The 12042-nt window shown below is 54.7% G+C and carries 13 protein-coding genes; 4 read left to right on the forward strand and 9 right to left on the reverse strand.

Annotation, left to right across the window (positions count from 1 at the left end; all coding sequences use genetic code 11):
* Positions 1–27: 27 nt before the first annotated feature.
* Positions 28–1212 (reverse strand): cystathionine beta-lyase, encoded by a 1185-nt coding sequence (gene metC, locus CSC3H3_RS07940; protein WP_101271065.1) that lies wholly within the window; start codon positions 1210–1212, stop codon positions 28–30.
* Positions 1213–1461: 249 nt separating this feature from the next.
* Here metC and CSC3H3_RS07945 point away from each other — a divergent pair, with 249 nt between their 5' ends.
* On the forward strand, positions 1462–2415 hold the full coding sequence (locus CSC3H3_RS07945; protein WP_101284505.1) for a threonine ammonia-lyase: 954 nt from the start codon (positions 1462–1464) through the stop codon (positions 2413–2415).
* Positions 2416–2657: 242 nt separating this feature from the next.
* Here the strand turns inward: CSC3H3_RS07945 and rpmF are convergent, their stop codons facing one another.
* The 6 genes from rpmF to CSC3H3_RS07975 form a co-directional block, all read right to left on the reverse strand.
* A complete protein-coding gene (gene rpmF / locus CSC3H3_RS07950; protein ID WP_101271060.1) occupies positions 2658–2837 on the reverse strand; it encodes a 50S ribosomal protein L32 in 180 nt (59 codons plus the stop codon).
* A 41-nt stretch (positions 2838–2878) separates the two neighbouring features.
* A complete protein-coding gene (locus tag CSC3H3_RS07955) occupies positions 2879–3541 on the reverse strand; it encodes a GNAT family N-acetyltransferase (protein WP_101271058.1) in 663 nt (220 codons plus the stop codon).
* A complete protein-coding gene (locus CSC3H3_RS07960; RefSeq protein WP_101284506.1) occupies positions 3538–4179 on the reverse strand; it encodes a GNAT family N-acetyltransferase in 642 nt (213 codons plus the stop codon). The genes CSC3H3_RS07955 and CSC3H3_RS07960 overlap by 4 nt, the downstream gene beginning before the upstream one ends.
* Positions 4180–4356: 177 nt before the next feature.
* The gene (locus CSC3H3_RS07965; protein WP_101284507.1) at positions 4357–5214 is read right to left on the reverse strand and encodes a sulfurtransferase; all 858 of its coding nucleotides are present in this window, start codon (positions 5212–5214) and stop codon (positions 4357–4359) included.
* 300 nt (positions 5215–5514) lie between these two features.
* Positions 5515–6228: an alanyl-tRNA editing protein gene (locus CSC3H3_RS07970; protein WP_101284508.1), complete on the reverse strand. Its 714-nt coding sequence runs from the start codon at positions 6226–6228 to the stop codon at positions 5515–5517.
* A 358-nt stretch (positions 6229–6586) separates the two neighbouring features.
* Complete coding sequence (locus CSC3H3_RS07975; RefSeq protein WP_157831861.1) at positions 6587–6994, reverse strand: nuclear transport factor 2 family protein; 408 nt, start codon at positions 6992–6994, stop codon at positions 6587–6589.
* Between the two features lie 115 nt (positions 6995–7109).
* Here CSC3H3_RS07975 and CSC3H3_RS25095 point away from each other — a divergent pair, with 115 nt between their 5' ends.
* Positions 7110–7907, forward strand: a complete 798-nt coding sequence (locus CSC3H3_RS25095) for a helix-turn-helix domain-containing protein (RefSeq protein WP_101284510.1) — start codon at positions 7110–7112, stop codon at positions 7905–7907.
* A gap of 130 nt (positions 7908–8037) precedes the next feature.
* On the opposite strand, the gene CSC3H3_RS07985 is transcribed toward CSC3H3_RS25095, so the two are convergent.
* Positions 8038–9246: a PA0069 family radical SAM protein gene (locus CSC3H3_RS07985; protein WP_245881331.1), complete on the reverse strand. Its 1209-nt coding sequence runs from the start codon at positions 9244–9246 to the stop codon at positions 8038–8040.
* Between the two features lie 183 nt (positions 9247–9429).
* On the opposite strand from CSC3H3_RS07985, the gene rfbB reads away from it, so the two are divergent.
* Together rfbB and CSC3H3_RS07995 are read left to right on the forward strand one after the other, a co-directional pair.
* A complete protein-coding gene (gene rfbB, locus CSC3H3_RS07990; RefSeq protein WP_101284512.1) occupies positions 9430–10482 on the forward strand; it encodes a dTDP-glucose 4,6-dehydratase in 1053 nt (350 codons plus the stop codon).
* A gap of 377 nt (positions 10483–10859) precedes the next feature.
* Positions 10860–11498: a LysE family translocator gene (locus tag CSC3H3_RS07995; protein ID WP_245881332.1), complete on the forward strand. Its 639-nt coding sequence runs from the start codon at positions 10860–10862 to the stop codon at positions 11496–11498.
* Between the two features lie 388 nt (positions 11499–11886).
* Here the strand turns inward: CSC3H3_RS07995 and CSC3H3_RS24400 are convergent, their stop codons facing one another.
* A complete protein-coding gene (locus tag CSC3H3_RS24400) occupies positions 11887–12042 on the reverse strand; it encodes a hypothetical protein (RefSeq protein WP_157831862.1) in 156 nt (51 codons plus the stop codon).

Consider the following 12042-nt stretch of genomic DNA (forward strand, 5'->3'; position numbering starts at 1 on the left):
CGTTCTTTTTGCCGTCGTGATTTTGGATCAGGCCGATTTCAGGCGTTCAAATCCGGCTGCCAGATCGGCGATCAGATCGTCGGTATCTTCAAGCCCGACATGAATACGGACCAGCTGGCCGGGGTCGTTCCATGTGGTGGCAGTGCGGATATTTTTCGGGTCGGACGGCAAAAGCAGGCTTTCAAACCCGCCCCAGCTAAAGCCCATGCCAAACAGGTCCATATGGTCCACCATTTTGGCAAGCTGCGGGCGTTCCACCGGGTGCAGGACAAAGGAAAACAGGCCGCTGGCACCAATAAAATCGCGCTTCCAGATCGCATGTCCCGGATCATCCGGCAGGCCCGGATGCAACACCCGGCTGACTTCGGGGCGACCCTGTAGCCATTTGGCAATGGCAAGGCCCGATTCATGATGCTGGCGCAGGCGCACATTAAGCGTACGAAGGCCGCGCTGCGCCAGATAACAGTCATCCGGGCCAATGGAATCGCCCGAAAGAATGACCTGCTTTTTGCAGGTAATAAAATCTTCTTCGGTGGCGGCGGTGATGGTGCCCATCATCACATCGGAATGGCCGACGATATATTTGGTCCCGGCCTGGATCGATACATCCACACCCAGTTCAAACGGGCGGCAAAGGGTTGGTGCCGCCCAGGTGTTATCAAGCAGGACCTTGGCATTTTTCGCATGTGCCGCCTTGGCAATCGCGGGAATATCCTGCATTTCAAAGGTCAGCGAACCAGGGCTTTCGCACCAGACGACAGTGGTATTATCACGGATCAGCGCGCTGATATCGCCACCAATGGTCGGGTCGTAATATTCAACCTCGACGCCGAATTTTTTCAAAAACGTATTGGCAAGGTTACGGGTCGGGTAATAGGTGCTGTCCGTGATCAGCACATGGTCACCCGGTTTGACAAAGGCCAGAATCGAATTGGTAATCGCCGCAACGCCCGATGAAACGCACAGCGTGCCATAACCGCCTTCAAGCTCGGCTACGGCTTCTTCCAGAAGATAGCGGGTCGGCGTGCCATGACGGCCATAAAAATCGCTGCCATGCGGGAAGGGTGATGCCTTGTCCAGGGCTTCAAGGTTTTCAAACAGGATGGTTGATGCATGCAAAACCGGCGGGTTGACCACACCGTGATATTCGCGGGATCGGCGCCCGGCATGAACCAGCCGTGTCGAGGATTTGAAATCTTTGTTAGCCGACATTAAGCATTTCTCCTTGCCGCGCGGGTGCGGCTCATGTGTCATTTTGCTGGGTCAAGACAAAGCATCTCGGCACCGTTGGATCAAGGCTTTTTACTGGAATTTGATGTGGATAGGGTGCGGGCGCTGGGTTTGTCGCCGGTTGGTCCGTTCAAGCCGTGCGTTGCGGGCATTTCTTGCTATTGTCATTGCAGTGCGGCGATGAAAGGTTAAATGATGTAAAAATCTGGCATCTTGGATAAGGGAGGTTTCGTGATTCAGCTTCAGGACTTTCGGACAGCGCGCCGTCTGATTTCGCCCCATATGCGGGTGACGCCGGTTTTTGCCATTGGCAAACCTGATTTTGGTGCCGGCATCCATCAGGGTGCAAATGTGCCTGAACTGTATTTGAAACTGGAAAACCTTCAGGTGTCCGGCTCTTTCAAGGCGCGCGGCGCGATGAATGCCGCCCTTAACCTGGATGATGATGTGCGCCAGAAGGGCCTTGTTACCGCATCGGGCGGTAATCATGGCATGGGAGTTATCAATGCCGCCCGGGTGCTGGGCGTGCCGGTCAAAATCTTTTTGCCCACCAATACGCCCAAGCCCAAGGTGGCAAAGTTGCGCAAATCGGGTGTTGATGTTGCCCTGGTTGGTGCTGTCTGGGACGAAGCCAACCATGCCGCCATGGCCCATGCCCGCGAAACTGGCATGGCCTATATCCACCCCTTTGCTGATCCCAATGTCATTGCCGGGCAGGGCACCATCGCGCTGGAGCTTCTTGAACAGCAGGCAGACCTCGATACTCTGGTGATTGCGGTTGGCGGTGGCGGGCTTATTTCCGGTGTGGCAAGTGCTGCACGCATGATCCGTCCGGGCATACGCATTGTCGGGGTGGAACCCATGGGCGCACCAACCCTGTTTGAAAGCCTGAAGAAAAACGAAGTCGTCGCCCTGCCTGCCGTCAATACGGCGGCAACCAGCCTGGCCCCGCGTCAGTCATCGGCGCTGAATGTTGATTTGATCGGTAAAAATGTCGATCGCATCGTTCTGGTATCTGACGATGAAATGCGCAATGCCGCAGGCTGGATGTGGCGCGAACTTGGCCTGTCGGTCGAACTCTCCGCCGCTGCGGGCATGGCTGCTGTCATGCAAAACCGCCTGGGCGAGGGGGATATGGGCAAAACCGGCATTATCGTGTGTGGCACCGGTACAGACGGGCAATAACACCTGTTTCATCAGTACGGGGTTAATCACCGTATTGCGCGTTCAAATGTATTTACGGCCTGCATGGACATGCGGGCCGTTATTTTTTGTTCAGCGATATTGTCTGGCGCGCAACAAAAAAGGACGAAACCTTGCGGTCTCGTCCTTTTTTAAACCAGCCGTAGCCCAAACGGGATACGCGGAAAACAGCGTCGCAAACCGCGAAGCATTCACCCGGGAAAGCAAAAGCCTTCCCGCGTAAATTACATCTTCGGTTCGATGACCTGACGACCACGGTACATACCGGTCTTCAGGTCAACGTGGTGCGGGCGATGCAGTTCGCCGGTTTCTTTGTCTTCGCGGTACGAGCCCGCGGCGAGCTTGTGATGTGAGCGACGCATGCCCTGACGGGACTTGGTCACTTTACTTTTTGGCACTGCCATGGGTCATAATCCTCTGGCTTGGGTAAACTCAGGCGCGCTTGTTACCTTGCGCGGTCGGGAAAGTCAACGATCAAAGTATCCGAATTGTCAAATTCGTTATCTTTTTGCGCTTTTACTGTGCCCGTCTTGTTCGCCAGGGTTACGCTGGCGGGAATAAGCCCCGTATCACGCGGATCATCGATAATCTCTGTTTGCTGGTCATATACCGTAAAGCCGGCCCGTTGATAAGCCCCTAATGCGGATGGATGGTCCATCGAGCAGGTATTTACCGTCAGGCGGCGCGGCGAGAAGCTCCAGGCGGTGTCAACCGCCCAGTTTAGCAGGTATTTGCCATATCCCTTGCCAATAAAATCGGGGATCAGCCCCATATAGGAAAGGTCAATAGTGCGTTCATCTTCCAGCAGGATCAGGCTGAGTTCGGCATAACCAGCCGGAACCCCGCCAACATAAAGCACATAAACATGGTTTTCGAGGCTGGAGAGAATCGGTTCCAGCTCGTTATCTTTCAAACCACGCCGATACCACCACAGCCAGGGTTCACCGACCGTATTATAAAGGTAACGGTAAAACGAAATGGTCGGGTTTTCCGCCCGAACAATGGCAACCTTTCCCGGTGGTACAATCGCTGGCGGGCGATCGGGCTGGTGCGTCATTTCCAGATAGGTAATGGTGACGTCCAGTTTTCCCGGTTTTTTCGCAGTCATGAAGATAACCTTTTTTCATAATACCGGTCATCATCCCCATGGGATGACCGGACCGGCGCGGTTGTCAGGCGATAGCCCTGACGGCGATAGAATTTGGCCGCACGCGCGGTTGCCGCATGCACCCTGCATTTGGGCAGGCCAACATGGCTAAGTATGTTTTCCGCCATTTCCAGCATCACGGCCCCGTGGCCCTGACCACGTAGCGATTTCGCCACCGCCAGATAATGCACCCAGCCGCTTTTGCCATCATGCCCCACCATGACGGTGGCAATGATCGGGCGTTTTGCTGCCCGCCTTGCAATCAGAACGGACCCGCGACCCGATTCATAACAGTTCTGCAAATCTTCTTTTGCCGTGCTGCTTTCTTCAATCAGTTCGCCATCATACCACAATTTGATCACGGCGTCGCAATCCGCCCCGTTTTTTAGCGACAGGCGCTCAATCACAAGGTCCGGCTCGGCGGTGACAAAGGGGGTGTTATCTGCTGCCGCGCCATCCTGCCTGTCCAAGCGCGCATCTGGCGCTGTATCGCCCGTTTCCTGCATTTCAGCCTCAGCCGCCTCGCGCTTTGTTGCGGTCGCTGCGTGGGCCGTTGGCGGCATCGGAACGGGTTTGTCATGGATGGTATGTTCAGGCATGGGCAGGGCCGGTTTTGTGGGCGTTTGGATATGGGTAACAATGTGGTGTGACGGGCAAGGTGTTGCCGATCATTATGCATAAAAACGGCCCCGCCGGGCAGGCTGCATTTTTACTGCCTGTATCGGGCAGGAAGGCAGCAGCGCCGGGGCGGGGCCGTGTTTTCATGCGGGCGTCCTTTATCGTTCGCCAGATGCACGCGGGCTATCGGGGCGTGATGCCCATTCCGCCCAGGACCCGTCATAAACGGCAGCATGTTTTTTACCGGCAATATAGGCACCCATTGCCAGCACACAGGCCGTTACACCCGAACCGCAGCTTGCGACCATCGGTTTATCGAGATTGACACCGGCATCATGGAAAATACCGCGAATTTCATCGCCTTCCTTAAAGGTGCCGTCGCTGTTTAACAGTTTTTCAAACGGGACGTTATAGGCACCGGGAATACGACCGGCCGCACCCCAGATTTCCTTGCCTGTACCGGCATAACGTTCTGCCGAACGGGCATCGACCAGTTGTTCGCGCCCGGTATCGATATTTGCCAGAACCTGGTCATATTCGCGCAGCAAAAAGCTGTTGGCGCGTGCGGTAAAATGGCGTTCGCGCGGCGGTGTTGGCGCGTCGGTAACCGGGTTGCCTTCGGCTTCCCATTTCGGCAGGCCGCCATCGAGCACAACTACATCATTGTGCCCGAAATGGCGCAGCATCCACCATGCCCGGCAGGCGGCCGATGCCACACCCGTCTGGGCATAAACCACAATGCGTACACCATCACCCAGGCCCAGCTTGCGGACCTTTGCCGAAAATTTAATGGCATCGGGCATCATGTGGGGCAAAGGCGCGCTGTCATCAGCGGCAATATCGTCAATATCGAAAAATACGGCCCCGGGAATATGCTTTTGATTAAACAGGGCGCGCGCGTCCTTGTCGCTGCCCGGCATATACCAGCTGGCGTCAATTACCCTGACGTCAGGGGCATCCAGATGCTCCGCCAGCCACTGGGTGGAAACCAGCGCGTCGGATTTGGGTTCGGTCATTGTCAAGCTCCGGTTTGCAATGGTGGGTATTGCATGTCCCCGGTCGTTTCCGAAGATCATTGTTTTTAAAAACGGCTGTGCCCGGCATGGGCCGGGATCTATTACCACGAAAGAAAATCACGTCCAGTCCGCCTCAATGCAGGCGCGGCAAAATTGCAGGAAGATTTCCATCTTTCAACAATTTGCTGCGCCATTGTGAACCTGTTTTGGTCCGCGTTGCGTGCAGGGTTAATTTCCGTTTCGCTTCATAAATCCCGGGTTGTCATCGCCGGGCGGTTTTCACGGGTAATTCTGAAAACTTTATGCCTGTTCGTCAAAAACAATATTGATTCTACGGTTCTGGCGGCCTTTCTTTTCTATTTTTGAAACGCGCACCCGGCCAATTTCCGATGTATTGCGCACATGGGTCCCACCGCAGGGCTGGTAATCAATGCCTTCAATCGTCACGGTGCGAACCATGCCGCCATCCATTGGTGGTTGCACCGACATGGTGCGCACCAGCTCGGGGTTTGCCTTTAATTCATCAACCGTGATCACCCCGTCATAAACCTTGGCATTGCGCGCCAGACGTTCATTTAACTGTTCGGTCAGCTCGTCCTTGTCGGGGCTGCCTTCCATGTCAAAATCAAGCCGCGCCTTGTGGCTGGCAATATTGCCGCCGGTAACGCCGCCATCCACGATCGAACATAAAACATGCAGGCAGGTATGAAATCGCATGTGGCGATAACGTGTATCCCAATCCAGCGCGGCATTCACCTTGCTGCCAATTGCCGGCAGGTCGTGGCCCTCGGCAATGATGTGAACCGGCTTGCCCGATTCGCGGTCTTTCACCGTAATGGCAACGGGTAATTCCGTTCCATCTTCCAGTGTTAATGTACCGCTATCACCGGTCTGCCCGCCGCTGGTGGCATAAAAAACCGTCTGATCAAGAATAACACCATTCTCGACATGGTCAGTTACGGTCGCCACACAGCTTTGTTGATAGGCATCCTGGCGAAACAACAATTCGGTCATTGAAAACTCCCTTTGATCCGGCAGCAGGTGGGGCGTGCCGGTTTATTGGTTGCATTGGCCCCCATCGTGGAGCGCCCTTGTTGCGACTGTCGAGTACAAAATTGCTGTTTTCTGCATCGTGCCAACATCGGCGTTAAAACGGCCATTTCCCGCACGCGGCCATATGGGGTGTTACACCCGATATAGTCCTTGCGAACGGGAAATGATTTCAGAAAGTTGCGCTTATGATCGGTAGCGATCCAAACCGGCCGCTGGCTGCTTGCTTTGCAGGCAGGTGCACTTGTGCCTGAAAATTCCGCTGCGTAACCCTGCGGTATCGCCCTGGTGTTGCTTGGGCCGTGCCTGCACCGAATGGGGCTTATTCCGGCACGTCAATCCGTGATCCAAGGTCGCGGTCTTCATCTTTGCCATCCAGCAGATGTGTCAGTTCCTCGATCCGGGAAATGCGGCCATCGCGAAGGGTGTAAAATGCAATCACCTTTACGCGGATATGGTCCCCGTTTTTCTTTTCGGCGCGCACAATGTGAATGTCGGCAATGGTATCATCCTGCGCGATGATTTTCTCAAAACTGACCTCGGCACGGATCAGGGCATTTCGCAGGGTTGCGGCATGTTGCAGGAACCCGTCCAAATCCAGTGTTTCACCATCAACAATCTGGATGTAATCGCGGGTGAAAAACGATGCGAGATTTTCGGTGGGAATGGCCGGGTTTGTCAGGCTGGCAAACAGGTCGTGAAGAATGTTTTCTGCGTCTCGCTGGTTCATTTTGCTTTCTCCTTGCAGGCAAAGGCCCAATGCATTTGCCGTTAAGGTGAAAATAGCGTTATAAGTTTGGCGCTTCTCACGCATTAGTGCCAATAAATAACGTTTTAAGGCCATCATGCCGGATTACCTGATTGATCCCTCGTTTCTAAATGCTTCCGGTGATGCTGCGTCGATCCGGGTGGTGTTGCGGCGCAGCCCGCTTGCTCGCGAAACAGCCCTGCATTCCCATGCTTTCGGGCAGTTGATTGGCCCGTTAAAGGGATCAGCCCGGATCGAAACGGATGCCGGTATCTGGGTGGTTCCGGCCATTCATGCGGCCTGGGTGCCACCCCATCATGACCATGCCCTGCAATCCAACGGTCCGTTTCAGGGATGGAGCATCTATGTCCCGCCGGTCCTGTGTGCCAACCTGCCGCAAAGCCCGCTAACGCTGCAGGGCAATGCGTTGCTGGATGCTGCAATTCAGCGGGCATCGCACTGGCAAAACGGGCCGGAAACACCGGCACAGCATCGCCTGGCGCAGGTTATTCTTGATGAAATCGCAACAGCGCAGCCCGTTGGCCTGAATTTACCCGCCCCGCAGGATGCACGCCTGCAACGTATTGCCCGGCAGCTTGCCGCTGATCTGGCCGATCATCGCGGCATGGCGGAATGGGCCAATTGGGCCGGTATCGCACCGCGTACGCTCAGCCGCCGGTTTGTGGCTGAAACCGGCTTTACCTTCCGGGACTGGCGGCAACGTGCCCGCCTGCTTGCGGCCCTTGAAATGCTGGCATCGGGCAGGGCGGTTACCACCGTCGCGCTTGATTTGGGTTATGAAAATATCAGTGCCTTTATCACTGCATTCAAAAAAACGTTCGGCACAACACCCGGCCAGTATCTGGCATACGGTTCTGAGAATCCGGCTATCTGATTAGTCCGGACATCACTGCGAAAACAGTGTACGGCGCAGTCTTTTGCGTTTCTGTCATACAGTTGGGGTTTTGCGCGCTGGAACGGGGCAGTCGCGGCCATTCGTCTGGTACCATCCATTACCTCATGGTTTAAAACAGGGACAGTTGCCCATCCACGCCCGGCCGCATGAAACCGCTGCTATCAAGGTTGATGGTGCGGCCTGTTAAATTGTGTTTACGCCGGGCAAGGTCAAACCGTTTGGCGATCAGATCGGCAATGGGGCCGGTTCCGCGCATGCGGTTGCCAAAGCTGGCATCGTAAATCTTGCCATCGCGCATTTGCCGCACCAGCGACATTACTTTGTCGCGCCGGTCCGGGTAATGGTTTTGCAGCCATTCATCAAACAGATCGGCGATTTCCAGTGGCAGGCGCAACACAATATGCCCGACCGATTGCGCTCCGGCCTGTTTGCAGGCTGCGACCAGATTTTCAATTTCGCTGTCATTCAAACCGGGAATTACGGGCGCACATAATGCGGTCACCGGAATGCCGGCATCGGCCAGTTTGCGAATGGCATCAAGCCTGCGATGTGGTGCACTGGCACGCGGTTCCAAAAGGTTCGATAGCCGGTGATCAAGGGATGTTACCGATACCGCAACCGACGCCCGGTTTTGCCGGGCCATCGGGGCAATCAGGTCAATGTCACGGCAGACCAGTGCTGACTTGGTAATGATCGAAAAGGGATGCCGGCAATCGGCCAGAACCTCGATCAGTTTGCGGGTCAGTTTTTTGTCGCGTTCCACCGGCTGGTAAGGATCGGTTGCTGTGCCGATCACAATGGGGGCGGGCATATAAGCCTTGGCCGCCAGTTGTTTGCGCAAAAGGGCAGGGGCATCGGGCTTCCAGAACAGCTTTGTTTCAAAATCCAGCCCCGGTGACAGCCCCAGATAGGCATGTGTGGGCCGGGCAAAACAGTAAATACAGCCGTGTTCACAGCCACGATAGGGGTTGATAGACCGGTCAAATGGCACATCGGGGCTTTGATTGCGGGTTATTACGCTGCGTGCGCCATCAATGCCCAATGTTGTTTTCAGGCGCGGGGCATCGAAGCCATAATCATCACCACCGCCATCATTATCGGGATTTCTGGCATTGGTGGCATTTTGGGCATTGTTGTTTTCCGGTTGCACCAGCCAGCCATCATCCCAGGCATGATGGGAAAATTTTTCAAACCGGCCATTGGCATTGGATACCGCCCCACGGCCCTTTTGCGCACGGGCAGGAAGCAGGCTTTCATCCTGCGCAGTGGCTGCATTTGCGGTTCTGGGCGATTTGGGGTTGGCAAGGGGGCTGGGCATGGTCCGCATCCTCCGCATCCCGTGGGTCCAATGGCAAAGGGGTTTTATTGTTTAAATGCCAATATAGAACAAAATAAGAACATTGCAATTGTAAAACCCTTTTCCCGCCTTTTGCGGGCCATGATTTGATGGTCCCATCGCCTGTGTTTTATGGTCCGGTATTTTTATGGAACGGGGATATTCATGCGTGTGATTGTGACTGGCGGTGCCGGTTTTATCGGCTCGGCCCTGTGCCGGTATCTGGTGGGTGAATGTGGCTGGCAGGTCCTTAATATCGACAAGCTGACCTATGCGGCAGACCAGCGGTCGCTGGCCTCTATCGAAGGGGCACCGGGATATCGTTTCATGCAGGCCGATATCGCCGATGGCGATAAAATCAGCCATATCCTTGATGATTACCAACCCGATGCCGTCATGCATCTTGCCGCCGAAAGCCATGTTGACCGTTCCATCGACGGGCCGGGTGATTTTATCCAAACCAATATTGTTGGCACTTATCGCCTGCTTGATGCCGCCCTTCATTATTGGCGAAATCTGCCAGAAGACCGGCAAAAAACCTTCCGGTTCCATCATGTTTCGACTGACGAGGTCTATGGCTCCCTTGGTGCGGAAGGGCTGTTTACCGAAAGTACGGCCTATCAGCCTAATTCGCCCTATTCGGCCAGCAAGGCATCGTCGGACCATCTGGTGCGCGCATGGCACCATACCTATGGTTTGCCGGTGGTGGTGTCGAACTGTTCCAACAATTACGGGCCGTACCAGTTTCCGGAAAAATTCATTCCGCTGATGATTTTAAATGCCATGGCAGGCCGCAAATTGCCGGTTTATGGCGATGGGCAAAATATCCGCGACTGGCTGCATGTGAATGACCATGTCGCGGCCTTGCGCCTTGTTTTGCAGCATGGCACTGTGGGCGAAACCTATAATGTTGGCGGGCGGAACGAGGCGCGTAATATTGATATTGTCCACCAAATCATAAACCACGTGCGCGACCTTTCCCCGCATCGCACCCTGCCACCCGATGATGAATTGATTGAATTTGTCGCCGATCGCCCCGGCCATGACCGGCGCTATGCCATTGATGCCACCAAACTTGAAAACAGGCTGGGCTGGCAGGCGCAATACAGCCTTGAAACCGGCCTGCGCGATACGGTCGCGTGGTATCTGAACCATTCAGGCTGGTGGCAGCCGATTCTGGATCGCAAATATCAGGGCCAGCGTCTGGGCGTCGCCTGATCACGTCATGGTAATTGGCTGGGTGGCTAAGGGGCTAAGTGGCTAAGTGGCTAAGTGGCTAAGTGGCTATCAGAGGATTTTAATTCCGGCTCGACCTGCCTGCTTGGCGTGGTGATATCACGATTACTGGGTATTCAGGTGCAAGCATGTATCGGTTTTAAAAATGTTCGGCTAATCTGGCTTCATTCTGGGTAACTGCCATCAGCCGTTTCCATGCCTGCGCCCCTGGTTTCGTTATGTTCGGGTCTTTTATGCATGTGCCTGCCTTGTGCTTTGGGCACGCATGTAATCGCTGTGAACCTTGCCAGCGGGGCGAAAAGTGCTGTTAACGCGCTGTAGCACCATTACCCGGTAATTTCTTGCGATAGGGTGTGGTTATGGTTTTGGAATGGTCGCAGATACTGACATTTACGCTGGTTACGTCGCTTTTGGTGATGTCGCCCGGCCCCAATGGGGTGCTGGTTGCTAAAACGGTGCCGACATCGGGCCGTGCGGCGGGTTTTGCCAATATTGCCGGGTTCATTACTGCATTTTACGTGCATGGCACGCTGTCAATTCTGGGTATTTCGGTCATTCTGGTGCAATCGGCACAGGCATTTCTTGTTGTGAAAATGCTGGGGGCTGCCTATTTGTGCTGGGTCGGGATCAAGGCATTGCGCGATTCCTGGCGTGGAGTGCAAAGCATGGCCGAAACATCCCCGGCACGCCGCAAACGCACCCTTGCCAAAGCCTATGGCGAAGGCCTGTTGACCAATGTGTTGAATCCTAAGGTATCGATCTTTTATCTGGCGGCGTTTCCGCAATTTGTCCCGGTTGGCGAGGGTTCCATTACGGCGGCTTTCACGCTGGTTTGCGTCCATGCCATGATCAATGCGGTCTGGTTTACCGCAATGGTCCTGCTGCTTTCCCGTCTGACGGGGGCCGTTCGCAATGGCCGTTTTCAGCGTATCCTCAAGGCTGTCACCGGCAGCGTATTCATTGCTTTTGGCATCAAGCTGGCAACATTCCGTCCGTAATTAACGGCGTGAAATTCGGGCTTTTAAATAAGGCAGGGCAGGCGCGGCATCACCGCAAACGGCCCTGCCTTTATTTTTGCCTGAATATCGTGGTGATGCGTGTGGTGGTTCCGGTCAATTGCAATCGCCGTTTTCGCGATGGGGCGGCGCGATCACGATCCGGCATAAATGTTATCGCCATTTACATGGGGCGGGCCGATTTGTCCGGCGCGCATCCTGTAACGCGCTGATCGCAGTTGATTTCTATATATGTAGTTATATTTCAAATATAGAAATTTAAGTTCGCCTACTGGTAAAGCGACTGTCGCAGACATCCATCCACAACCATTCCCAGCCGTCGCTGATTAGGGGCGAGAGGCTGCTTTTGGTCGCGGGATTGTTTTTTGGTCTATTTGCGAAGTGCGATCAGGGCCATGACCAGCACAAACACCGCAAACAGGATATCGGCCAGCAAATCGTTGCGGCCCATCGCCAGAAAGGATGCAACCGGCAGGATCAGCGAGGACAGAACCAGAAAGACCGGGTTAAACAGGATCTTTTTCAT

The sequence above is a fragment of the Thalassospira marina genome, from assembly GCF_002844375.1.
In the GTDB taxonomy this organism is placed as follows: domain Bacteria; phylum Pseudomonadota; class Alphaproteobacteria; order Rhodospirillales; family Thalassospiraceae; genus Thalassospira; species Thalassospira marina.